Genomic DNA, 25,260 nt, shown 5'->3' on the forward strand with positions numbered 1-25,260 from the left:
TCGTACCCTTTGGCAACTCCTCTTCGACCGTACCGACGACTGGTTCAATCCTAATATAATTTAACGTCAGTTCGATATATACAATATTGATTTACAATTGCTTTTTCATTATTGTTCCGTAAAATTCCTCAGCTAAAGCTGAGCAATCCGTGGAACAATGATGTTTTACAAAAGAATCATCTGTGCTAAATCCGTGTAATCCGTGAGATCTGTGAGAGACTTTTAGGTTGCTTGCTACAATTTGTTTGATTTGTTGCAATTTGTTTAATTTCTCTCCCGAAGGCAGATTGAACTATTATTTTCTCTCTGCAACCACGGCATAGTATCTATTCGTAAAATATCGCAATAACGGACGTAAACCTAACTTCTTCACAGGGTGCGTCCATTTCTCTCTATAAATAATACGAAAACCCGCTTTCTCTACCAGCATATCCAATTGCCAATCTTCAAACTCGTGATAATGACAGTCGCGAGGGTCAGACGTATTGCGGTAGGCTTTGGCAAACCAAAGGCGCAAGGGCACAGTAATGAGTACCCTTTTAGTAGGGAGATTCTGCAAAACTGCCAAAGGGTTTACCAAGTGCTCTAAAATTTCCAAAGCTACTGTAAAATCAGCCTTAAAGGCTTGTAGGGTGTGTGATTCAAAATCCAAATCCTGCCCCGTAGTGTTGAGCACAGTATAGCCTTCTTGTTGCATTACTGCCGAAAAAGGATTCTCCACCCCCACATCGAGGATAGTGCTACCCTGAGGGGTATATTGTTTGAGAATACTCAAAGTTTTTTGATAGCGTTTTTTAGGAAATATCTTGTACATAATTTACATTGACAATTAACAAGGAGATGACTCTTTTGAGCCACAACCTTTACCAAAGTTTGCGTCGCCTCATCTTTTACCTTTTATTCACATACCCAGCTGTGAGCCCTCGCTGGCTTTACCTTTTACCTCTTACCTCTTACCTGATTCTAGTGTGCATCGAGCCAGTTATCCCCTACCCCTAAGTCTGCTACAAGCGGAACAGCAAGAGTAAAAGCGCTCTCCATCGCTTCTTTAATGAGAGGCTTAACGGTATTGAGCTCTGTTTTAGGCACGTCGAACACTAACTCATCGTGTACTTGCAACAGCATACGGGTTTGAAGTTGTTGGCGAATCAACTCTTGCTGTATGCGTATCATCGCAATTTTGATGATATCCGCAGCCGAGCCCTGTATCGGAGCATTCACGGCATTGCGCTCAGCTGCTCCGCGCACTACTTGGTTACGAGAGTGAATATCGGGTAGATAGCGACGCCTTCCTAATACGGTCTCTACATAGCCGTGTTCTTGAGCAAATTGTATTTGCTTACTGATATAGTTTCGCAGGTTGGGATACGTAGCGTAATAAGTATCTATCAATTCCTTGCTCTCTGAACGACTCAAATTGGTTTGAGCCGAGAGACCAAATGCCGATACACCATAGATAATCCCAAAGTTCACTGTCTTGGCGTGACTGCGCTGTTCGCGAGTTACCTCTTCCAAAGGCACGTGGAACACTTTGGCAGCTGTGGAACGGTGAATATCCTCATTGCGGAGGAATGACTCAATCATATTGTGTTCTTCGCTGAGGGCAGCGATGATGCGAAGCTCTATTTGCGAATAGTCGGCAGAGAGAAGCACATAATCAGGATTGCGTGCGATGAACGCCTTGCGCACCTGCTGACCGCGAGGAGTGCGGATAGGAATATTCTGCAAGTTAGGATTATTACTGCTCAATCTACCCGTCGCAGCTACCGTTTGCATATAGGTAGTGTGTACACGACCGGTGAGTTTGTTCACCTCCAAAGGCAAGGCATCTACATAAGTAGATTTCAGCTTCTGCACTTGTCGCCATTCAAGTATATCGGCTACTATCTTATGCTTAGAAGCAAAGGGAGCTAATACTTCTTCGGAAGTGGCATACTGACCTGTTTTCGTCTTTTTAGGTTTGCTGTCAATTTTCAGTTTTTCAAAAAGAATATCACCTAGCTGTTTCGGCGAAGCCAAATTGAAGCTCTCCCCTGCCTGCTCGGCTATAGTGGCTTCGAGTTGTGCAATATCGGCATCTAAGGTCTTAGCGTATTCTTTTAAGAAGGGTACATCGAGGTTCACTCCTTCGCGTTCCATAGCGGCTAACACTTTTATCAAAGGCGCTTCCAAATCAGTATAGATTTTCTCGGCGTTCACTTTGGGCATTTCCTCCTTAAATACGTTTTTGAGTTGCCACGTAACATCAGCATCTTCCACGGCGTATTCCTTCACTTGGTCGAGTGGAACGGTACGCATAGAGCGTTGTGCCTTACCTTTACCTATCAAACTCTCAATAGTAATAGGGGTATAGTTCAGATAGGTTTCACTGAGGATATCCATATTGTGGCGCATATCTGGATTCAGCAGATAGTGGGCTATCATCGTATCGAAGAGTGCGCCTCGCACCTCAATGTTGTAGTTTTGCAATACTTTAAGGTCGTATTTCAAATTCTGACCTACCTTACCAATACGCTCATTTTCAAAGAACGGACGGAAAGTTTCAAGCAGTTTTGTTGCTTCTGCTTTATCAGTAGGGAAAGGTACGTAATAACCTTTGTGAGCCGACCAGCAGAAGGAAATCCCTACCAATTCGGCTTCCAGGGCGTTCACACTGGTCGTTTCGGTATCAAAACACACTTCGGTTTGTTGCAATAAATTCTGCAAGAGCAGTTGTTGCGCCATTGGGGTATCGGCTAATTGGTAGAAGTGAGGTGTATTAGTGCTGTTCTTCTTCTCGCTCATTACCTGCGGTTGGGCAAATAGGTCGCCTTGCGTAAAGAGACTTAACTGTCCCTCTGTGGGCTTATTTCCTGTAAGTGGCGGGGGTGTTGTTGGCATCTGGGGCTGATACGTTCTGAGAAAGTTCTGCAATAACTGACGAAATTCTAACTCTTCAAATATCCTCCCTACCGCTTCAAAATCGGGTTCGGACATCGCAAAGTCTTCTTCATCAAACGTTACAGGCACGTCCAGCATAATGGTAGCCAACTGTTTTGAGAGGATTCCTTTTTCCTTGTTGCTCTCTATATTCTCGCGCAGTTTGCCTTTCAGCTGGTCAGTATGGGCGAGAAGGTTTTCCATAGAGCCAAAGTCGGCAAGTAGCTTTTTAGCAGTCTTCTCGCCCACTCCTGGGAGCCCCGGTATATTGTCTACCGCATCCCCCATCATTCCGAGGAAGTCTATTACCTGCAAAGGATTTTGTACCTCAAATTTCTCTTGTACTTCTTTTACGCCCCAAATCTCCACATCGTTACCTCCGCGCGAAGGTCGGTATATAAAGATATTATCACTCACAAGTTGTGCATAGTCCTTATCGGGCGTTACCATATACACTTGGTAGTTCTGCTTTTCTGCTTGCTTAGAGAGTGTCCCGATGATATCGTCAGCCTCATAACCCTCTTTTTCGATGATAGGAATATGCAAGGCATTCAAGATTTCGTGAATATACGGGATTGCTAACCGAATGGCTTCGGGCGTTTCCTCCCGATTGGCTTTATAGTCGGCAAAGAGTTCCGTGCGCTCCACACTTCCTCCCTTGTCGAAAGCCACAGCAAGGTGGTCGGGCTTTTCTTTTTTAATTACTTCTAAAAGAGAGTTCATAAAGCCCAAAATAGCCGACGTGTTCAACCCTTTGGAGTTGATACGCGGGTTCTTGATAAAAGCGTAATAACCCCTAAAAATAAGGGCATAAGCATCGAGTAGGAAAAGCCGTTTTTTCATTCATTAAATAATTTATCCTCCATTAAGCCAAAAACATCAAGCATACTCCCTCTTAAATTCGCTAATTCCCTTTTCGAAGGGTGTTTTTAGTTCATTTTATCTTCACTCAATATAGGTAAAAAGGGGGTTACTCTTTTGGCTGAAAGAGATACATATTTTTGCGCAAAGGTAGTAAAATAATTGTAATTTCCCATTTTATTTGTACTTTTGTCCCGAATATAAATTAACCTTTAATAATTAATCATTCACCATTATGAAAGTATCTGTTGAACTTACTTTTAGCCCGTTACAAGACGATTACGAGCGTCCTATCATTCACTTTATCAAGAAACTGCGCGCCTCTGGGCTCATCGTACAAGAAAACCCTCTCAGTACCCAAGTCTATGGCGAGTATACCCAAGTGATGAATGTCCTCACCACCGAAATAGAAGAAGCCCTCGACTTAGTAGAACGTGGACTGATGTACGTGAAAATCGTAAAGTCCGACCGCCACGAGTATAAACCTTTCTTCTAAGTAAAGCCAGCGAGCAAGCGTAACTGAGTATCTGATATGGAAGCGTTTTTCAATTGGTTTTTTAGTCAGTATCAAGGAGTCCCTACCCATTTAGTGGTTTTAGAAATCATAGGTGTGTTCTTTGGGTTCCTCAGTGTTTGGCTGGCTAAAAAAGGAAATATATGGGTATACCCTACGGGTATCATCAGCACGGTATTATTTGTATACCTGCTATGGCACTACGTGCTGTGGGGCGATATGCTTATCAATGCCTATTATACAGCGATGAGTATCTACGGGTGGATACTATGGGCAAAGAACGCCCAAGACAATGTGATTACTATTTCCGCTACCACCCGTCGCGATTGGCAAATCTGCACTCTTTTAGGTGTTTTTAGCTTGGTTTTTGTCACTGCGGTATACTACCTGAAACCTTACATCAAAAACAACTTTTCTATGCAGGGAATCTCCTTAGGATTCCACAACTTCCTCCCTACCGAATATGTCGATGTCTTTACCACCTCCATTTTCTTGATAGGAATGTGGCTAATGGCAAAACGCAAAGTAGAAAACTGGGTCTTTTGGATTCTCGGCGACCTCATTTCAGTACCTCTCTACCTCAAAAAAGGAATGCTCTTCACCTCCTTTCAGTACTTTTTATTCACCATTATTGCCATTATGGGCTATAGAGAATGGAAACAACACTTACGCAACGAGACAGCCCGATAAAGCGTATCGCCTTTGTAGGTCCTGAGTGCACCGGCAAAACCACTCTTAGTCGTACTCTTGCCCAGCAGTTCCAAACCGTATGGGCTGAGGAGTATATGCGCACTTACCTGCAACACAAGTGGGACACTCAGCATCTCACCTGCACGTGGGACGACCTCCTACCCATCGCTCACGGACAAGTTTCGCTCGAAAACAAACGTGTCCAGCAAGCCAATGAATATTTGTTCTGCGACACCTGTCTGCTCGAACTAATGCTCTATTCTTACCTTTACTATGGCAAATGCAACCCACAAATAGAGCGCGCAGCCCTCACACATCATTACCACACCCTTTTTCTCACTTATATTGATATCCCTTGGCAACCCGACGACCTCCGCGATAAACCTCACGAGCGCGAGAGCGTATTTGCTTTTTTTGAGCAACATCTGAACGCTCACGGCATACAATACCATATCCTAAAAGGCTCCTTAGAAGAACGCATCGCCCAATGCACCAAAATGCTAACCGCATAACATCTTCTCACAAGCCCCCTCTATCCGACCTCCTTCCTACGAGTCCTCCCCGCCAAACAACTATTTTCGTCCCTACACTCCTCTTTTTCCTCATCACTACATTCCACATTTAAAGTGAGTTAGAGAGATGTTTATTATCACTATACTTTGGCAAAGTTTGAAACTTTGCCAAAGTTAATATAGCCCTCTTTGTCTTTGGTTCTCCCCTTTTTAGCCTCTCCGACCCCACACCACCCCATTTTCTCATTTCCAAATATGCTAATTCCCTAATTATCTCTTTCCCTTCCCGTCGCCACATTCCCCTTTTTTCGTCGCTCTCTACTCGTCACTACACCCCCTCTCCTTGGGAGAGGGACGGGGTGAGGATTCTCTTTCTTTCGCCTCGAAACCCTCTTTTTGCCATTTTTACACTCGTTGTATCATACTATGAATCAACTATTTATATACCCTTTCTATACCAATCGTCCAAGATTCGTATAAGCTTCCTATAAGCTCTCTATAAGCTAACCCCACCCTTCTCAAAGCCTTTTTTCATCAAAAACCCTCCCTCCCCTCTTCCGAACTTCTTCGTTTCCTTCCGAAACCCCTAACCAGTCCAAACACATCGTTTTTTCATCTCAAACTTTGGCAAAGTTGAATAAACTGACAATACCTCCGCTGGTTTACAAGGCGTAGCCTTGATTTTGTTTAAAATTTGTTTAATTTCTGAGGCACAGCCTCATTTCTCTAATACAACCTAACACTCCATTTTCTCATTTCCAAATTTCCTCATTCTCTCATTCTCTCATTTCCTAATTTGCTAATTTTCTAATTTTTCCCCGCCGTGTAGCTCGCATTATTAGCATTTCCAGTATTATTAATTTTTGTCAATTAAAAAATATTTCGTACCTTTGTACTATCTTTTAAACAGTAACACACTATGAAAAAAGAACAACTCAAACAAATGAAAGATGGCAAGGGCTTTATCGCAGCCCTCGACCAAAGTGGCGGTAGTACCCCAAAAGCCCTTAAACTTTACGGTGTGAATGAAGACCAATATAGCAATGAAGACCAAATGTTTGACCTCATTCACCAAATGCGTACCCGCATCATCAAAAGCCCCGCTTTTAACAGCCATAAAATTATCGGTGCTATCCTTTTCGAACAGACAATGGATAGAAAAATCGACGGTAAATACACCGCCGATTATCTCTGGGAAGAAAAACACATAGTCCCCTTCCTAAAAGTCGATAAAGGCTTAGAAAGCTTAGACGCCGATGGTGTTCAACTGATGAAACCTATAAACGGTCTTACAGAGCTCTTAGAGCGTGCCAATGAGCGTCATATCTTCGGCACCAAAATGCGTTCAGTCATTAAAAAAGCCTCTCCTGACGGTATTGCACGAGTGGTAAAACAACAGTTTGAGATAGCCAAACAAATCGTAAAAGCAGGACTCGTGCCTATTATAGAGCCCGAAGTAGACATCAATATCCTCGATAAATCACCTGCCGAAGCTATCTTACGCGACGAGATAAGAAAACACCTCGATGCTCTCCCCGAGACTTTTAACGTGATGCTCAAACTCTCTTTGCCAACTATTAACAATCTCTACAAAGAGTTCACCAAGCACCCTCGTGTAGTGCGTGTAGTCGCCCTTTCAGGAGGTTACCCAAGAGAGAAAGCTAATGATATCCTCGCCGAAAACAAAGGCGTAATCGCCAGTTTCTCAAGAGCACTTACCGAAGGACTCTCAGCTCAGCAAACCGATGCTCAGTTCAACGATACTTTAACTCACACTATCGAAGGTATTTACGAAGCTTCAATTAAGTAATCTAAAAAAACAGACTGCTCCAAAAAGATTTTCTGGGGCAGTCTGTTTTTTTGTTATTTCTTTATTATTCAAAAATATTTTATATCTTTGCCACATCTTAACTAAAGAATAGCAATCTATGAAAGAAGAATTAGAACAAAGTTTAGTAGCTCTCGCTACCGAAATTATTGCTAAACAAGGGAAACTTAACCTCATAGAACTCAATAGACAGGCTCATAAATTAGCTGAAAAAATCACTATATTGAGTTTCGTTGATAAATATTATCAAGACTTAGGCGCTAATGAAAACCGAAAAAACTCAATGATGAAAAAAGTATCTAATTTCATTGATGAAAATCAAGAAAAAGATATTTTCGACATCAACGTAGAAGCTACCGAAGTGCACCCTATTGCTCCTAAAGGACAAACAAAAGAAAAAGCTTCGTTTGTAGCAATGGAACCAAAACCCGTTCAAAAACAAACTGCAAAAATAGCGCAACCCCAAGTAGAAGTACATCAGCCCGAACCTGAATGGGCAGTACCTGTGGAACAACCCAAAAGAGTAGAAACATCTCAAATAGATTTTGCTATCGAGCAACCTCAGCAAGTAACACAGCCCGAACAGTTTATTGAGCAACCTCAGTACACCGATGAACAACGCATCTTAAAGCAATCCCCTTCCTTAGAAGAGTTTATCTCTCAGTCTAAGAACACAGTATTCGATAGAAAAGAAACTGATGAGAATATAAAACCCGTACAATCTCTTAACGATAAGTTAGGTAAAAATGCTCAAATCGGTTTGAATGATAAATTGGCTTTTGTACAAAAACTCTTCCTTGGTAGTGAAAGCGAATATAACAAAGTTGTAAAACATATCGGAGAACTCAATACAATGCAAGATGCTGTTTTATACTTAGAACAAGAAATAAAACCTACTTACAACTATTGGAAAGACAAAGAGGAATACGAAGAACGCTTCCTTTCTCTCCTCCTCAAACGCTTTGAAGTGTAATGAGCAAACTCTATCTCATTCCTACCCCCATAGGTAATCTCGAGGATATAACTTTGCGGGCGCTTCGTTTGCTCAAAGAGGTTGATATTATCTTAGCCGAAGATACGCGCACCAGTAGTAAACTTCTCAAACACTACGATATCCATACCCCTATGCAAAGTTACCACCTGTTCAACGAGCACAAAGTGGTAGATGGCTGGGTACAGCGCATCAAAGGGGGTACTACCATAGCACTCATCACCGATGCAGGAACTCCCGCCATTTCCGATCCCGGCTTCTTGCTTACACGTGCTTGCCTTACTGAGGGAGTAGATGTAGAATGCTTACCAGGAGCTACAGCCTTTGTGCCTGCCTTGGTAAACAGTGGTTTGCCTAACGACCGTTTTACCTTCGAAGGCTTCCTTCCCGATAAAAAAGGACGACAAACGCGCCTCTCTCAGCTCACAACTGAAACCAAAACGATGATTTTCTACATCTCCCCGCATAAATTGCTCAAAACCCTCACTGGCTTTATTACCACTTTCGGTACCGACCGTCCTGCGAGTCTCTCACGTGAGCTCACTAAACTGCACGAAGAAACCCAACGTGGCACGCTCCAACAACTGTTTGACCACTATAAAGACAAAAATATCAAAGGAGAAATAGTTCTTATTGTCTCTGGGAAAAGTGAAAAATAAACAGTCGCTTTTGCATCACAAACTTAGCCAAAGTTTAAAACTTTGGCTAAGTTGAAAAATACAACAAAATGATTATCCTTCACATAGAAACTTCAGGGCTCAACTGCTCGGTAGCCCTATCAAAAGACAATCATATTCTTGCAGAAAAATCTGAGAATGCAGGTAAGTTTACTCATTCCGAAAACTTACATCTCTTTATTGAAGACGTAATGCAACAAGCCTCCTTGCCCCTTTCTGCGGTTGATGCTATAGCGGTAAGTGCTGGCGCAGGCTCTTATACAGGTTTGCGCATTGGTATTGCTACTGCCAAGGGTCTTTGCTTTGCTTTGGAGAAACCCTTAATTGCTATTCCCACCTTGCAAATCCTCGCTCACCAAGCTCAGGGCAATTGTATTATCCCTATGCTCGATGCTCGCCGTATGGAGGTGTATAGTGCTGTGTTTAATAGTGCTTATCAGTTTGTGAGTCCCACTGAAGCTAAAATCCTCGATGAGCATAGTTATCAAGAAGAACTAAATAGGGGTAAAGTAACTTTTTTAGGTGATGGCAGTACGAAGTTTGCTACTATCTGTAAGCATCCTAATGCTGTATTTATACCCAATGCCTTCCCTGAGGCAAAAGATATGCTTCCGTTTGCTATAGAAAAATATACAAAACAAGACTTTGAAGATATTGCTTATTTTGAACCTCAGTATTTAAAATAGAAGTAAAAGTTAATGCCCTACAATTAGGATTTCATCATCGGTTAGAAGCTCTTCGTTGCGGAAACGTAGTAGTATTTGGGCTACTGTAATAGTATCTTTTTCACAATAAGTAGCAATGCGGTCTACATCGCCTTCATTGTAGAACACATCACGCACTTCACTACCATTAATATCGTCTTTAGGCGAAGGAATGCCCAAAATATGAGCCAAGAGCTTCAGCGAAGTGAAGTGTTTATAATCACCAAATTTCCATAGTTCAAGGGTATCGAGATGCGGAATTTCCCAAGGTTTCTTACCAAAGAGCTGTAGTTTTTGAGGAATAGGAATACCATTGATAATCATACGTCGCGAAAGGTAAGGAAAGTCAAACTCTTTGCCGTTATGAGCACAAAACAATTTATTAGCGCGTGAAAAGTGTTCTTCTACCAAACGTACAAAATCTTTTAACAACACTTCTTCCTCTCCCACAAACGAGGTAACCCTAAAAGTGCGTTGCTGATACCGAAAAGAAAAGTAGCCTACTGATATACATACAATCTTACCAAACTCCGCCCAAATACCTGCACGGTCGTAAAATTCTTCAGCAGTAAACTCATCTTTCCGCTGATAACGTGTCTTTTCCTCCCACAGTTCCTGTTCTAAAGCCGAAAGCTCAGCGTGTTGTTCATAGAGTGGTACCGTTTCTATGTCTAAGAAGAGAATATCTTCAAGATTAATCTTGTTAAGCATTTTTACTGAAATTCAACTATTAATTTAAAGTCTCATAACTCTACTACCCTCTAACACCTTATATGCCTCATCTATATAATCATAAATGTCTTGTGTAAACTTACTGCCTTCAGGAGAGGTATCAGCAGTGCGATGTCCTAAACGCACAATGATGACTTTATCAGTAGGATTTACAATTACGTATTGTCCCAAATGTCCGCGCATCATAAAGAAATGGGTATCTTTATAGTCTAATAGCCACCAACCATAGCCGTATTCTGGACTCTCGGCAAAGCGCGGTTGTACGGAAGTCGCCACAAAAGTAGAGTCTAATAGCTGTTTGCCATTCCACTTACCATTATCTCGATAGAGTTTCCCGAGGCGGGCAAAATCACGTGCATTCGAAGCAATACAACAATACGCTTTTTCGAGTCCGCTTTCTTTACTATCTAATTGCCAAAGAGCATCGCTCTCACAACCCATCGGTTGCCATAAGCTCTCGGTGAGATACTGAGTAAGGGTCTTCTTTGTAGCTTTCTCCAATACCATTCCCAAAAGGAAAGTATTTCCACTGAGGTATTTATAGGCTTTCCCAGGAGGAGAAACAATCCTCAGTTGGAGCATCTTTTCTCTAAAATGTTTATCAAAATAAGCACGAGTTGTAATAGAAAACGGATTGTAATACGCCTCGTCCCAGTCAAGCCCTGATGCCATAGACGACAGGTCGCCTACCGTAAGCTGGGCTCCGAAGCCTTTTTTGTACTCAGGGAAGAAATCGCTTACTTTTTGGTCGAGACTCTTGATATAACCATCGGCAATAGCCTTACCCAAGAGCGCCGACACATAGCTTTTTGCCATAGAAAACGAATTACTCTTGCTCTCAGTATTATAGCCTTCAAAATACTGTTCGTGCCATATACTATCACCTTTGATGATAAGAAAAGCTACCGTTCCGTATTTTTTATGAGCATTTTGTAGTTCGGGGGTTTCGGGTATTTTGTTGTAATCCGCTGAAAGTGGCCAAGGCTGAGGAGTAGGACTTTTAGCAATTGTACGATTGTCAAAATAGGTATAATCATCAAGGAAAGTAGTAGTATGCCCCGTGCCGTAGACCACCACTACTGCTTTGAGAATATAACCATAGCCCGCCACGTAAAGGGTACCAATGAGTAGTAGCAGTACAACAACGAAATTAATGAGAAACTTTTTCATATTTAATTTTTTAATAGGGTTTATTTATGTTTATTCTTCATCAGGTAATAATATAGTTTCGCCATTTTCGGTTTCGTACATTACCCCGAGGCGTTTACCTTTTTTCTGAGTGGTAGAAGCATCGGGGGTTGCACCTTCTACTGTTTTATATTTAGTGATTTTCTGTCCTTCACGACGAAGGATTTCCATATCATCACCTTTCTTCTTTACAATGGTAAAATCTTCACCCGAAAAGAAATCGGCCATATTTAGGTTCATCACCATCGATACCATTAAGGCAACGGCAAAGACCATTGCCACGTCAAAGAGGTTTACCACTACACTTAGCGGGTCGGCATCATCGTCTTTGAGTCGGGATATGCGTCGGTTTGTCTTCATTGTCTTGCGGGTTGAGTTAATATTCTACTTACGTACTCAAGGTTGTTGATTTCTTTGCTATACCAGCGTTGTTTGAACTGCAAAGTTACCAACCCTACTAAACTAATCACTAAGCCTACAACGGTGGTGGCAAATACCACTTGCATATTACTCGCCATCTTAGAAATGTCTCCGGTGGAGAGCCCTGTAAGCGCCGGGCTCATAGCAATAAGCGTACCGATGAGCCCCAAAACGGGACCTACTTTCGCCAATAGCTTAGAGGTGGCTATGTCTTTTTCGCCTTCATTCTCGAAGTTAGAAATCATATAGTCGTAATATGCCTCGTCGGGTATATGGCTAAGAATATCACGCAAGTATTGAGTGTAAAGAGCGTTATCGCGTGCGGGCAATAGGGCTTTAAGTTGTTCTGCGCTTTCGGGTGTGAGCGTCCTGATAGCTTCATTCAGCTGTTTGTCGTTTTTGTATTTAGTGATGAAGCGGTTGTAGAAACTACCTACCAATAATAAAGCGCGCACAAAAAGTACCAAGAGTACGATAATGTCGGGTATCAGTAAACTATCCGATACCAAGAATAGAATTTTAGAAATTTCACTCATAAAGTTAATGTCTTAATTTACCAATTTGTCAATGTTGCCCCTACTCATTAGCTAACTGACAAATTAGCTAATTTAGTAATTGTTTGTTCGTATCCATATTCAAAGGCGTGATCGAGCATTTTAGTATCGAGTACGCCTACATTGCTGAGATTATGTAATAGCAAGTGGTCACATTTTTTGAACTTGCGGTTATAATTGCCATCCATAGTGATGTTGTAAATCCGTTGCATAAACTGGAACGAGTTGCTGAGCTCCTTCTCGGTAATCGTTTCTAGCGGATTCACAAAACTCCCTATAATTCTATCGCATCGGTCTTTGAGGGGTTCTATGGGAAAGTTGTTCAGCAGTCCCCCGTCGCAATATAAACTGTCTCCTATTCTCACCGGTGAGAAGTAAGGCGGTAATGCCGACGAGGCAATGAGGGGCTGAATGAGCTCTCCTTTGCTAAAATACTGTACTTTACCATTCAGCAGATTGGTAGCTGTTACCACTAAGGGCAATCGCAAGTCTTCAAAAGTCGGACATTGGAATTGTTTTTTAAAGAACTTAGTATATTTAGCACTATCTACTAATCCCACTTTTTTAAAAGTGAGCATCGACCATTTGAACACAGGTGTTTCCTTAAAAAAATGCACCATATCCTCGGGCTTTACCCCACAAGCGTAGAGTGCCCCGATAAGTGCTCCACCACTGGTGCCTGAAATAATTGAGGGTTGCAAGCCTTTTTCTTCCAAAGCCTTTAACAATCCAGCGTGTGCCAAAGCGCGCACCCCGCCACCTGAAAATACTAAACCTAACTTCATTATTTGTCGATTATCGTCTTTACAGATTGTCCCCCTTCGGGGGAACGGGGGACAATCTGCTAATTTGCTAATTATCTAATTAAAATAAATGCCAGCATTGCACTCACGTAGGCAATTCCCGTCATAAATATCCATTGGATAGCTGTCCATTTCCAGCTATTGGTCTCTTTGCGCACTACGGCAACAGTGCTCAGGCACTGCATTGCAAAAGCGTAATAGAGCAAGAGCGAAATACCGGTGCCGAGTGTGTATACAGGCGTACCATCAGGACGTACTTCAGCGCGCATTTTTGCCAAGATAGTACGTTCACCCTCTTCACCTTCGGTATCCAAATCTTTTCCTAAACTATAAACCGTTGATAGAGTACTAATGAACACCTCTCGCGCTGCAAACGAGGCTACTACCCCTATACTGATTTTCCAATCGTAGCCCAGCGGACGAAATACGGGCTCTATCCCCTTGCCTATGTAGCCCAAAAACGAGTATTCAAGACTTTGCGCTTCTATGTAATGTGCTTTCTGTTCGGCTGTCCATTGGTGAGTTTCTGCCAACTGCTCGGCGGTAGCCTCTATACTGTTGTACTTTTCTCCTACTCCGTGAGACCCTAAGAACCACAAAAGTATCGAAATTGCTAAAATGAACTTCCCTGCTCCTACTACAAAGCCTTTGGTCTTCTCGTATACAGTGAGGCATACATTGCGCAAAAGCGGAATTTTATAATCGGGAATTTCTGCGATAAAGAAACTGTTGTTCTTGTGCATCTTCAGTACTTTGTCTAAGATGAAAGCCGAGAGCAAAGCTACCGCAAAGCCCAAAAAGTACATCGCAAAGAACGTCCACGCTTTATAGCTAATCCAGCAAAAATCACCGTCTGGAATTACCAAGTTAATGATGATGAGATATACAGGCAAACGCGCTGAACAGGTCATAAACGGAGTAACAAGTATAGTGATTAGGCGTTCTTTCCAATTCTCAATATTGCGGGCAATCATCACGGCAGGTACGGCACAAGCTGCTCCCGAAATCAGAGGAACAACACTCTTGCCACTGAGCCCAAAACGACGCATTACATTGTCCATCAAGAACACCACCCTACTCATATAGCCACTTTCTTCCAATAGAGCAATCAAGGTGAAGAGTACAGCTATTTGGGGGATAAACACTGTGATACCTGCGATTCCTGGTAGGATACCCTCTATTAGTAATTCGCTAAGTGCCCCAGCGGGTAGTTTAGTAGCAAGCCATTCCCCAAAAACATTGAAACCGTTTTCTATCCAATCCATCGGATAGCTCGACCAAGTAAATACTGCTTGGAAGATAAGCAAGAGTATCGCAGCAAACACCACATAGCCAAAGAAGGGGTGTATAAGGAAGCGGTCGAGATGTGCGCGAAGCGTCTGTGCTTTGCGCTGGTCTACCGTATATGTTTCTTTCAGTATTTTGTTGATAAACTGATAGCGAAGTATCGTTTCTTTTTGCTGTTTGCGTCGTTGCTCACTTTCCGACGTGCCAAAAGTCATTGCCTCTAAGCGAGAGATATCTACGCAAGGAGTGAGCGACAGTTGTTGATAATTTACAATCGCTTCTTTCAGTTCTGTAAGTCCTTCGCCTTTGCGAGTACTAGTGAGCACAACTTTCGTTTGCAAGACCTCAGCTAATTTTTCCACCTCAATACTGATACCCTTTTTGCGCATCTGGTCTACCATATTGATAACAAGTATCGTAGGCAACCCAAGGTCTTTTACTTGGGTAAAGAGCAAGAGATTTTGCTTGAGGTTACTCACCTCACACACCACTACCACCACATCAGGATAATGAGGCTCAGAGCTATGTGTAAGCACATTTATAGCCACGTGCTCGTCTTCCGAGCTTGGGTTGAGACTATAGGCACCCGGCAAGTCTATGATTTCGGCCTGCTGGGTATCGGAAAGCTTGCAGTATCCTATTTTTTTTTCCACGGTAATACCAGGGTAGTTGCCTACCTTTTGGTTCAAGCCCGTCAATGCATTGAAGAGCGAACTTTTACCGGTATTAGGGTTGCCCACAAGGGCGATTTTTAAATTTGCCAATTTGTTAATTTGCTAATTAAATTGCTTGTGCAGCTTGCACCTAATTTGCTAATTCTATCGCTTTTGCCATATCCTTTCTAATCGAAAGATATGCCTCATTCATACGGATATAGATAGGGTCGCCAAAAGTAGATTTTTGGAGCACCTCCACTTCACTACCTGCATAACAACCTAAATCTATGAGTTTCTGAGGTATTTTAGCAATATCAATATCTTGTATAAGCCCTTTTTCGCCTTTTTTTAGATCGGCAACAGTACAAGCACGGTTGCGCACTTCTTCCATAACGATTATTATTATTTAGAATGATTTTGAGTGCAAAGGTAGTAAATAATTTTAATTCTACAATACCATAACTGCCGATAACAACTATAATATCTATAAAACAAAAGCCTAAACACCGCATTACGCTAAATGTTTAGGCTCTAAGTTAATCTTCCCTTCTCGATTCCTTTATTTTGTAAGCCTGTATGGCTCTCTGCCGCCTGTCGTGCTACGACCTCACACCAATTACCTTCCCATATATATCAGCAATACACTGATATCCGCTGGCGATACCCCACTGATGCGCGAGGCTTGCGAAAGAGTAACAGGACGTATCTTTTTCAGCTTTTCGCGCCCTTCAAACGAGAGCGATACTATCTTGTCGTAATCGAAGTTGTCGGGAATACGCATACTCTCCAAGCGGTTGAGTTTATCAGCATTATTGCGCTCTTTTTCTATATAGCCGGCGTATTTCACCTCCACTTCCGCACAGGTTTTTTCTTCTTCGGTAAGTTCGTTCTTCTTTATATATTCGGCAATACGGTCTATAGTCTCAAAGTCAGCAAGAGTTACATCTGGGCGAGAAAGTACCTTTTGGAGCTTGTCGCCTTGTCTCATTGGTGAGGACTCGTATTTTTCGAGTATAGGGTTTACCTCTTCGGGGGTAACACTCAATTCCTTTATATAAGTGATAAATCCACTCACCTTGCGTTCTTTGGCTTCCCACGCACGATAGCGCGCTTCACTTACAGTACCTATTTCATACCCTAACGGAGTCAATCGTCTGTCAGCATTATCCTGTCGCAAGAGGGTGCGGTATTCAGCACGTGAGGTAAACATACGATAAGGCTCTTCGGTGCCTTTGGTGATGAGGTCATCAATCAAAACTCCTATATAAGCCTCATCGCGTTTCAGTACAAAAGGAGCTCGCTCGTGTATTTTCAGCACCGCATTCACGCCTGCCATTAGTCCTTGTGCAGCGGCTTCTTCATAGCCCGTAGTTCCGTTGATTTGCCCTGCAAAGAACAAGTTTTCTATGAGTTTTGTTTCAAGGGTATGTTTCAGCTGGGTAGGCGGGAAATAGTCGTACTCTATCGCATATCCTGGACGGAAAAACTTCACCTTCTCAAAACCTGCTACCTGACTCAGGGCAGCGTATTGCACCTCTTCGGGCAAAGAAGTCGAAAAGCCGTTCACGTACATCTCTACGGTATGCCAGCCTTCGGGCTCTACAAACAGCTGATGATGGTCTTTGTCGGCAAAACGATTTATTTTATCTTCTATCGAAGGGCAATAGCGCGGTCCTACCCCGTGGATAATGCCCTGAAACATAGGCGAACGGTCGAAGCCCGTGCGCAATATATTATGTACGCGCTCACTGGTGTACGTCATATAGCAGTCTTTTTGCACTGCGAGTGGCTGTGTTTCAGCAGAGAAAGAAAACTTTTGCGGATGCTCATCGCCCGGTTGAGGAATCATCTTACTGAAATCAAGCGAACGTGCATCTACACGTGGAGGCGTACCTGTCTTCATACGTCCCGCCTCAAAACCGTGTTGTACGAGGCACTCGGTGATGCCGTATGCTGCGGGTTCACCTGCACGCCCTCCGCCAAACTGTTTCAGCCCTATGTGCATCACTCCGTTCAAGAAAGTACCATTGGTGAGCACTACACTCTTCGCTTTGATAGTAATCCCCAACGAAGTGCGTACTCCTACTACCTTGTCTTTCTCAATCAGAAGGTCGTTTACCATTCCTTGAAAGAAATCAAGTGTAGGCAGACTTTCCAACTGTAATCGCCACGCTTCCGAAAAACGCATACGGTCAGATTGTGCACGCGGACTCCACATAGCAGGCCCCTTCGATTGGTTGAGCATTTTAAATTGAATAGCGGTTTTATCAGTGATAATCCCCATATAGCCCCCCAAGGCATCTATTTCGCGTACTATCTGCCCTTTGGCAATACCTCCTACAGCAGGGTTACAGCTCATTTGGGCGATATGTTGTAAGTTCATAGTAATCAGTAGTGTGCTGGCTCCCATATTGGCAGCCGCAGCGGCAGCTTCAGCACCTGCGTGTCCTCCGCCCACTACTATCACATCATATTCAGTTGTAAACATTTGTCTAATTTGCAAATGTGCTAATCTGCTAATTTGCTAATTTTTCTTTAGAAGTTTATACAGTTCTTTGATACTCTTTTCGAAGCGTTTGATGAGTTTAGGATTAGTTACTTTACTGCGTAACTGAGGTTGTTCATACCAAGCGGTATCAGCACCTGCCCTACTATGACTCAGTTCCAATTGGTTGTCTATATTTACAATAAAATAATAATCAGAAGGAAAATAAGAGTCTTTTTCATCAAAGAACACAATAGATTTCGGTAGATAAAAATCTCCATATTCATAGGTAGTGTGAGGTTTTTCGGTATTCCACACTACAGCATACTTAAAACCTTTGGTGTTGTTCCAAAAAGCCAACGGCGATGTTTTCTGAGGAAGCTCAAAAATCTGCAAGGCATCTTCGGGAATGAAAGCACTGAGTTGTATGATTTTATTGAATAAATCAACGGTAATCACCTCGTTCCTTAATGGGTGACCGTGTAGTTTCCTCTCTCTGTAATAGATTCTTGGCATAACAATTCAAACTCTTTTAAGTGTGCAAAGGTACAAAATAAAATCATAACTAAAAAATGATACGCAAAAAATAACATTTTTTCTCTTTCTAAATATCATTTTACAACCGTTTCACATACACCTCTTCTCCTTCCTACCTCCTCTTTTGTGTCTCTACACTTTGCCAAAGTTTCAAACTTAGTAAAGTTAATATAACCCTCTTTGTCTTTGGTTCTCCCTTTTTAGCCTCTCCCAAATTTGCTAATCTACTAATTTTTCATTTGTCTATCGCGCTATGACCTCACATTACCTCCGTGATTCGTCCCTCGTGATTCATCATTTGTCCCTCGTTATTCGCCCCTCGCCCTTCGTCATTTCTTCCTTTTTCCGCCATACTCCCCCCTAGTGCCTATGGACTAAGACCTATTGCCTTTTCCCTTTCTTTCGCCTCGAAACCCTGTTTTTACCATTTTTATACTCGTTGTATCATATTATGAATCAACTTTTTATATACCCTTTCTATACCAATCGTCCAAGATTCGTATAAGCTTCCTATAAGCTCTCTATAAGCTAACCCCACCCTCCTTACACCCTTTTTTCACCAAAAATCCTCCTAACTCACTTTTTATATTTTTCGTTTTCCTCCGATAACTCAAACCAGTCCTATTTGTCCGACAACTCACACCTATTGAAAACCTTTTTTATCACTACCCATTTCCAAATTTCCTCATTTCCTAATTTTCTAATTCTCTTATTTCCTAATTTTCTCCCGCCCGTGCGGTTCGCACCTAATTTACTAATCACTCAAACTCTCATTAGCCTAAAAACACTTCAATTTCAATAAAAGAATAATATTTCAAAATGTTAAATAAAGTTAAATTTCACAGAAAGTTACAGTTTAATAAATAGCGCTTAAAAGCGAATTATGAGTCCCTATATACTTGAAAATAAGTATTTTGCAAAGCAATATGTGAAAAACTGAAAAAAACGCAATGTTTTTGGCGATTCTCTGAAAATATTGCAAAGAATTCGGCAAAATGATGAAAAAAAATAGGGTATTTTCAAGAAATGCACTTGTTTTATTCAAAAAATAGTATTAGGAAATTATACACATTTGGTTATTTAACATAGAAAAAAATTACCCATAAAATTTGCTTTTATAATTTTTTTTTCTGAACCTTTGCAAAATTAATTGAACGAAATAATATAATAGCGATGAAAGAAAAATTGATGTATGCACTGTTATGCACTGTGCTGTTCTTTGGTGTTGCCTTTGCCCAAGAACGCACCGTAACAGGGGTAGTAAAAGATGAAGCAGGCACTCCACTACCCGGTGCCTCAGTACTGGTAAAAGGTACTTCTCACGGGGTCGCCACCGATTTCGATGGCAAATACTCCATTAAAGTACCCAATGACAGCGCCGTATTAGTCTTTTCTCAGCTGGGGAGTGCCTCAGTAGAGAAAGTAGTAGGTACTGCCAAAGTGATTAACGTTGTCCTTAAAGAGAACGTAACTGAACTTAAAGGGGTAGTCGTTACTGGTTACCAAGAGTTCGACCGTTCTAAATTTACAGGTAATGCTCAAACCCTCAAAGCCGACAATATCAAAATGGACGGCGTAGTCGATGTAGGTCGTATGATCGAAGGTCGTGCCGCAGGGGTAAACGTGCAGAACATCTCTGGTACTTTTGGTACTTCACCTAAAATTACCATTCGCGGGGGCTCATCTATCTTCGGCGATACCAAACCCCTATGGGTGGTCGATGGTGCTGTACAAGAAGAGGTAGTACCGCTAACCTTCGAGCAACTCGCTTCGGGTGATGCTTCTACTTTGGTGAGTTCGGCTATCTCTGGTATCAATGCGAACGATATTGAGAGTATCGAAATCCTCAAAGACGCCTCAGCTCTTTCTCTCTATGGAGCACGTGCTCTAAACGGTGCCGTGATTATCACTACCAAAAGTGGTAAGAAAAACGTAAAAACACAGATAAACTACCAATTAGAAGAGTCCGTGCGTATGATTCCTAACTATAATCAGTACGACATTATGAACTCTCAAGAAACAATGGACGTATATCAAGAGTTGGAACGCAAAGGCTACTTCTCGCTTTCTTCTCATACCCAAGCGCGTTACGGTGGGGCTTACAATATAATGTATCGTGCTATCGATACCTTTAATCCCGCTACAGGCACTTTCTTACTCGAAAATACCGATGCAGCACGGGTTGCTTTCTTGCGCAAATATGAATACGCCAATACCGATTGGTTTAAAACGCTCTTCCGTCCGTCGCTCACTCAAAATCATACGGTGAGCCTTTCAGGTGGGGGTGAAAATGCAACGGTGTATGGTTCAGTAGGTTTCTTTGTAGACCCCGGTTGGACAATTGCCGACCGTGTACACCGCGTAACCGGTAACCTCAAAACCACCTATACGCTTTCACCTAGCGTAAAGATAGGAGTGCTTACACAAGGCTCTATCCGTACCCAAAAAGCTCCTGGTACTTATAGCCGTGCTGCTAATGCCGTAACAGGAAGTTATGAACGTGATTTTGATATCAACCCTTTTAGCTATGCGCTCAACACCACTCGTGCTTTGCGCCCTTATGGCGATGATGGTAAGTACGAGTTTTACCGTTATAACTATGCTCCTATGAATATCTTGCACGAGCTCGCCAATAACTATATGGATTTGAATGTGCTTGAGTATAAAATTCAAGGCGACTTAGAAGTAAAACTCGCCAAAGGATTGAAGTATAATTTCCTTGGCTCTGTACGCCACGTAAAGAGTTCAAACGAGCACTCTATGAGAGAAGATTCTAACGTAGCAGGGGCTTACCGCGCCAATCAGACTACTGTTGTAACCAAAGCCAATCCTTTCTTATTTACTGATCCTGCCGACCCTGATGCCCTTCCTCAAGTAGCATTGCCTAATGGAGGTATATACAAACGCACTGAAAACAACTTGCAAAGTTATTACTTCCGCAATGCCTTAGAGTACAAACGCTTGTTTAAAGACGTACACGACCTAAAAGTATTCTTAGGGCAAGAGTATCGCCATACCGACCGCGATAACTCTTTCTTCAACGGATATGGCTATCAGTTTGCACGTGGAGGAACCGCCTTTACCGATTATCGCATTATTCAAAAAGCGATACAAGAAAATACCCCTTATTTTGGCAAATCATACACCAAAGAGCGTGGTATAGCTTTCTTCTTGCAAGGTACCTATACCTATGATAACCGCTATGTTTTTGCTGGTACACTGAACTATGAAGGTTCTAACCAATTAGGGCGTAGTCGCTCTGCTCGCTGGTTACCTACTTGGAATGCGAGTGCTCGTTGGAACGCTTCCAACGAGAAATTCCTCGAAGATAATAACACTATCTCTAACCTTGCTTTTCGTCTTAGCTACGGACTTATCGCTGGTTTAGGAGCTGCCAGCAACGCTTTAGCTATCTTCGAAAATAGTATTGCCAATCGTTATAACTCTGCCGATAGAGAAAGTATGATTGCTATTAAGTCCCTACAAAATAGTGAACTCACTTGGGAAAAAGTCTACGAGAGCAACTTAGGAATAGAGTTAGGCTTGTTTAAAAACCGTATCAATTTGTCATTAGACCTTTATCAAAAGAACTCTAAAGACCTAATTGACTATGTTCGCACCTCAGGTATTGGTGGTGAAATTACCAAATTAGCCAACAATGCCACAATGGTAACAAAAGGGATTGAACTCGCTTTGGATACCAAAAATATCAAAACCGACGATTTTAGCTGGAATACAGGTATCAATTTCGCTTATTTCAACCAAGAAATTACAAGCCTTCTATACAAACCTAATGTATTTAACTTAGTGCGCGAAGTAGGAGGAAATGTAGTAGGAGGTGCCCGCAACACTTTGTATTCTTATGATTTCAGAGGGTTAAATGATAAAGGTCTCCCCGTGTTTAACTTGCGCAATGGCAGTACCGATTATGCAGATATTGATTTCCAAAACCGTCAAGATATCCTTTCTTATCTCAAAAAAGAAGGAGCGGTAGAACCTAATCTCACCGCTGGGCTCTCCAATACTTTCAAATATAAAAATTGGGAATTTAGCTTTTTGATTACGGCTTCAGCTGGTAACAAAATACGCAAAGCAGACCAATATACTGTAGATTACAACGACCTCAGTGTATTCCCTAAGGAAATGAAAAACCGATGGGTAAGAACAGGTGACGAAAAGATAACTAATATCCCTTCTATTCCTTCTAAATTCACTCTGAATGAGGTGGGAGAAGATACTTTGCGTCGCGTGTACAATGCCTACAACCATTCTACTGCCCGTGTAGTAGATGGCTCTTTCATTCGTATGAAAAGTATGAGTCTTTCTTATACTTTTGCCAAAGACGTATTAGATGCCTTGCACGTAAACAATCTTACCTTGCGCTTACAAGCCACCAATCCGTTCTTGATTTATGCCCATAAAGACCTCAACGGGCAAGACCCCGAGTTCTTCCGCACTGGTGGGGTTGCCTATCCTGTAAGTGCTCAATATACATTTACTATCAATTTAGGAATCTAAAAATGAATACACCGATGAAAAATATACTATATACCACCACAAGAATAGTAGCCATAGGATTACTATTCGCTTCTTGTGATAAATTCTTAGACGAAGTCCCTGATACTCGTACCGAAATCGATACTCCCGAAAAAGTACAAGAACTCTTGGTAAGTGCCTATCCTGATGCTTTGTATATGGATATTGCCGAAACAATGAGTGATAATGCAGGTGATAAAATAAGTCTTACCGAAACTTCTATCTTAAACACAGAACTCTACCAGTGGAAAGATAGCAAAGAAACCCGATGGGATGCTCCTACTTTCTATTGGAAGGCAGCTTGGGGTGCCATAGCCTCTGCTAACCACGCCTTAGAAGCCGTAGAAAAACTAGGTGGAGGTTCCTCTCTTAATTACCTCAAAGGAGAAGCACTCGTAGCACGCGCTTACGCCCATTTTATGTTGGGGCTGTTGTGGTGTAAGCCCTACAACCCTGCTACCGCCTCTTCCGATTTAGGATTACCTTATGTAACCGCTGCCGAGAAAGTAGTATTTGCTAAGTACACACGCTTGTCGGTAGAAGAATACTATAAGGCTATCGAAAAAGACCTCGAAGAGGGCTTACCTCTTATCGATAATACCTCGTATAGCAAGCCCAAATTCCACTTTACCAAAGAAGCTGCTCATATTTTTGCTACTCGTTTCTACTTAGTAAAAGGAGAATGGGCTAAAGTTATTGCACACGCCAATGAAGCTCTTGGTAGTAATCCTGCTGCCAAAGTACGCGATATAAACAAGATAAATACCCTTACCACTTTGCAACGTCAGGCGCAATACAGTAGTACCAGTGAGCCTTCCAACGCTTTGATTACAGGAGCCTCTTCCAAATATCAAAGAAACCTTAGTCGTAATAAATACGGGATGACGGCTACTTTATCTGTCTATTTGTCGCAAAGAAGCTTACACCCACTTAATATGCCTTGGGCATATGATTTCCAAGGAGGTAATGAGAATGTACAGAATATTCCTAAATATCAAGAATATTTTAAAGTAGACAACGTTTCAGCAGGTACAGGTTACCCCTACGGAATGGCTACTCTCTTGCTTTATGACGAAGCCCTGCTTAACCGTATGGAAGCCTATGTAATGACAGGGCAAACAGCTAAGTTTATCGAAGACCTAAAAGTGTATTTACCTTTTAAAACAGGGGAAACACTCGATGTAAGTAACATTACCGAAACAGCTCTTAATACCAAATACAACGGAAAAGGTACTGAGCTCTCTCCTGCTTATACACTTACCACTCCTCAGCGCCAAATGTTGCAATGTCTGCTCGATTTGCGCCGTATAGAATTTGTTTTCGAAGGATTGCGCTGGTTTGATATCAAACGCTTTGGTTTAAAAGTAATTCACCAAAAGGGAAACCAAACCTTAGAACTCAACAAAGGCGATTTGCGTCGTGAGTTGCAAATACCCGAAGACGCCTTGGCTGCTGGTATTACTCCTAATCCAAGATAAAAAAACAAGTATCAATTAATAATTTAACAATTGACAATTGTATGAAAAAGATATACTTTATAGCAATGTTCACTCTCTTGTTAGTGGCTTGCAACAGAAAAGAGACACTTAGTGATAAAAGTGTGCTTAAAACCAAAGTAACAGCTCAAACTGAATTGGATACTTATATATACAACAATTTCCAAAAACCTTATAACATTATAGTTACTTACAACTGGAAAGATTCCGATTTCGAGTTTAACAAGTTTCTATATCCCCCTACCGAAAGTAAAATAAAACCTATGCTTGAAGTAGTTAAAAAGGTTTGGATAGATAGCTATTCCGAAATAGCAGGAGCTAACTTTATAAAAGAAGTGGCTCCAAGACAAATTTCATTGGTAGGAGGTTATAACGTTAATGAAAACGGTACGATTACTCTTGGTTTTGCTGATAGTGGTATGAAAATTACTCTTTTTAATGTCGACCAGCTCGACCTTACCAATCACGTTGGCACTCGCCAGTATTTTCATACCATTCAGCACGAATATTGCCATATCATCAACCAGAAAAAACCCTATTCTACTGAGTTTGGCAAAATAACCCCCAACTATACCTCCGTTTGGGCAAACTATAGAAATGATGAAGCTAACGAGTTGGGCTTTATTACCAATTATGCTAGAGCCAATGATGTAGAAGACTTTGCCGAAATGACCTCTACAATGCTTGGGATGAGCAAAACTGCTTGGGATGCTAAAGTAGAGGCTATTACAGATACCAAGGCTAAAGAAGCTATTCGCAAGAAAGAAGAATTTGTAGTAGCCTATTTTAAAAGCGAATGGAATATAGACTTTTACGCACTACAAGCCAAAGTAGAAGAACAAATGCTTTCTGTATTACAATAAAAACCTG

At 41.8% G+C, this 25,260-nt stretch carries 21 protein-coding genes and 1 pseudogene; 10 read left to right on the plus strand and 12 right to left on the minus strand.

Annotation, left to right across the window (positions count from 1 at the left end):
• Window positions 1-295: 295 nt before the first annotated feature.
• On the minus strand, window positions 296-814 hold the full coding sequence (locus HMPREF1320_RS03365) for a class I SAM-dependent methyltransferase (protein ID WP_009422277.1): 519 nt from the start codon (window positions 812-814) through the stop codon (window positions 296-298).
• 149 nt (window positions 815-963) lie between these two features.
• Complete coding sequence (gene polA / locus HMPREF1320_RS03370; RefSeq protein WP_009751519.1) at window positions 964-3,762, minus strand: DNA polymerase I; 2,799 nt, start codon at window positions 3,760-3,762, stop codon at window positions 964-966.
• A 253-nt stretch (window positions 3,763-4,015) separates the two neighbouring features.
• Here polA and HMPREF1320_RS03375 point away from each other — a divergent pair, with 253 nt between their 5' ends.
• The 7 genes from HMPREF1320_RS03375 to tsaB all read left to right on the plus strand — a co-directional run bounded on the left by HMPREF1320_RS03375 (window position 4,016) and on the right by tsaB (window position 9,678).
• A complete protein-coding gene (locus tag HMPREF1320_RS03375) occupies window positions 4,016-4,276 on the plus strand; it encodes a thiamine-binding protein (protein WP_002674885.1) in 261 nt (86 codons plus the stop codon).
• 36 nt (window positions 4,277-4,312) lie between these two features.
• Window positions 4,313-4,984, plus strand: a complete 672-nt coding sequence (gene pnuC / locus HMPREF1320_RS03380; RefSeq protein ID WP_009410835.1) for a nicotinamide riboside transporter PnuC — start codon at window positions 4,313-4,315, stop codon at window positions 4,982-4,984.
• Window positions 4,948-5,496, plus strand: coding sequence for an AAA family ATPase (locus HMPREF1320_RS03385; RefSeq protein ID WP_009751586.1), 549 nt, complete (start codon window positions 4,948-4,950; stop codon window positions 5,494-5,496). The genes pnuC and HMPREF1320_RS03385 overlap by 37 nt, the downstream gene beginning before the upstream one ends.
• A 919-nt stretch (window positions 5,497-6,415) precedes the next feature.
• Window positions 6,416-7,306, plus strand: a complete 891-nt coding sequence (locus HMPREF1320_RS03390) for a fructose bisphosphate aldolase (RefSeq protein WP_009751494.1) — start codon at window positions 6,416-6,418, stop codon at window positions 7,304-7,306.
• A 118-nt stretch (window positions 7,307-7,424) separates the two neighbouring features.
• Window positions 7,425-8,297 (plus strand): hypothetical protein, encoded by an 873-nt coding sequence (locus HMPREF1320_RS03395; RefSeq protein ID WP_009751537.1) that lies wholly within the window; start codon window positions 7,425-7,427, stop codon window positions 8,295-8,297.
• Window positions 8,297-8,974, plus strand: a complete 678-nt coding sequence (gene rsmI, locus HMPREF1320_RS03400; RefSeq protein ID WP_009751602.1) for a 16S rRNA (cytidine(1402)-2'-O)-methyltransferase — start codon at window positions 8,297-8,299, stop codon at window positions 8,972-8,974. The genes HMPREF1320_RS03395 and rsmI overlap by 1 nt, the downstream gene beginning before the upstream one ends.
• Window positions 8,975-9,042: 68 nt before the next feature.
• Window positions 9,043-9,678 (plus strand): tRNA (adenosine(37)-N6)-threonylcarbamoyltransferase complex dimerization subunit type 1 TsaB, encoded by a 636-nt coding sequence (gene tsaB / locus HMPREF1320_RS03405; RefSeq protein ID WP_009410830.1) that lies wholly within the window; start codon window positions 9,043-9,045, stop codon window positions 9,676-9,678.
• A gap of 9 nt (window positions 9,679-9,687) precedes the next feature.
• On the opposite strand, the gene HMPREF1320_RS03410 is transcribed toward tsaB, so the two are convergent.
• The 10 genes and pseudogenes from HMPREF1320_RS03410 to HMPREF1320_RS11645 form a co-directional block, all read right to left on the minus strand.
• Window positions 9,688-10,407, minus strand: coding sequence for a 3'-5' exonuclease (locus HMPREF1320_RS03410; protein WP_009419085.1), 720 nt, complete (start codon window positions 10,405-10,407; stop codon window positions 9,688-9,690).
• A 24-nt stretch (window positions 10,408-10,431) separates the two neighbouring features.
• Window positions 10,432-11,598 (minus strand): serine hydrolase domain-containing protein, encoded by a 1,167-nt coding sequence (locus tag HMPREF1320_RS03415; protein WP_009751520.1) that lies wholly within the window; start codon window positions 11,596-11,598, stop codon window positions 10,432-10,434.
• Window positions 11,599-11,628: 30 nt separating this feature from the next.
• Window positions 11,629-11,976: a DUF2149 domain-containing protein gene (locus HMPREF1320_RS03420; protein ID WP_002674860.1), complete on the minus strand. Its 348-nt coding sequence runs from the start codon at window positions 11,974-11,976 to the stop codon at window positions 11,629-11,631.
• Window positions 11,973-12,572: a MotA/TolQ/ExbB proton channel family protein gene (locus HMPREF1320_RS03425; RefSeq protein ID WP_009751497.1), complete on the minus strand. Its 600-nt coding sequence runs from the start codon at window positions 12,570-12,572 to the stop codon at window positions 11,973-11,975. The genes HMPREF1320_RS03420 and HMPREF1320_RS03425 overlap by 4 nt, the downstream gene beginning before the upstream one ends.
• 47 nt (window positions 12,573-12,619) lie before the next feature.
• Window positions 12,620-13,375 carry a patatin-like phospholipase family protein gene (locus tag HMPREF1320_RS03430; protein WP_009417408.1) on the minus strand — a complete coding sequence of 252 codons (756 nt, stop codon included), beginning with the start codon at window positions 13,373-13,375 and terminating at the stop codon, window positions 12,620-12,622.
• Between the two features lie 71 nt (window positions 13,376-13,446).
• Window positions 13,447-15,444, minus strand: a complete 1,998-nt coding sequence (gene feoB / locus HMPREF1320_RS03435; RefSeq protein ID WP_198006256.1) for a ferrous iron transport protein B — start codon at window positions 15,442-15,444, stop codon at window positions 13,447-13,449.
• A gap of 40 nt (window positions 15,445-15,484) precedes the next feature.
• A complete protein-coding gene (locus HMPREF1320_RS03440; RefSeq protein WP_009751591.1) occupies window positions 15,485-15,727 on the minus strand; it encodes a ferrous iron transport protein A in 243 nt (80 codons plus the stop codon).
• Window positions 15,728-15,952: 225 nt separating this feature from the next.
• On the minus strand, window positions 15,953-17,824 hold the full coding sequence (mnmG, locus tag HMPREF1320_RS03445) for a tRNA uridine-5-carboxymethylaminomethyl(34) synthesis enzyme MnmG (RefSeq protein WP_009417390.1): 1,872 nt from the start codon (window positions 17,822-17,824) through the stop codon (window positions 15,953-15,955).
• Window positions 17,825-17,860: 36 nt separating this feature from the next.
• Window positions 17,861-18,337 carry a hypothetical protein gene (locus tag HMPREF1320_RS03450; protein ID WP_009751603.1) on the minus strand — a complete coding sequence of 159 codons (477 nt, stop codon included), beginning with the start codon at window positions 18,335-18,337 and terminating at the stop codon, window positions 17,861-17,863.
• A 542-nt stretch (window positions 18,338-18,879) separates the two neighbouring features.
• Window positions 18,880-19,031, minus strand: a pseudogene (locus HMPREF1320_RS11645) (glycine cleavage system protein T).
• A gap of 500 nt (window positions 19,032-19,531) precedes the next feature.
• On the opposite strand from HMPREF1320_RS11645, the gene HMPREF1320_RS03455 reads away from it, so the two are divergent.
• The 3 genes from HMPREF1320_RS03455 to HMPREF1320_RS03465 are packed head-to-tail and all read left to right on the plus strand — an operon-like array spanning window position 19,532 to window position 25,253.
• Window positions 19,532-22,876, plus strand: coding sequence for a SusC/RagA family TonB-linked outer membrane protein (locus HMPREF1320_RS03455; RefSeq protein WP_009751536.1), 3,345 nt, complete (start codon window positions 19,532-19,534; stop codon window positions 22,874-22,876).
• 14 nt (window positions 22,877-22,890) lie between these two features.
• Window positions 22,891-24,372, plus strand: coding sequence for a RagB/SusD family nutrient uptake outer membrane protein (locus tag HMPREF1320_RS03460; RefSeq protein WP_009421594.1), 1,482 nt, complete (start codon window positions 22,891-22,893; stop codon window positions 24,370-24,372).
• Between the two features lie 41 nt (window positions 24,373-24,413).
• Window positions 24,414-25,253 carry a putative zinc-binding metallopeptidase gene (locus HMPREF1320_RS03465; protein ID WP_009751510.1) on the plus strand — a complete coding sequence of 280 codons (840 nt, stop codon included), beginning with the start codon at window positions 24,414-24,416 and terminating at the stop codon, window positions 25,251-25,253.
• The last annotated feature ends 7 nt before the right edge of the window (window positions 25,254-25,260 follow it).

This window comes from Capnocytophaga sp. oral taxon 335 str. F0486 (genome assembly GCF_000277665.1).
Taxonomy (GTDB): Bacteria; Bacteroidota; Bacteroidia; order Flavobacteriales; family Flavobacteriaceae; genus Capnocytophaga; species Capnocytophaga ochracea.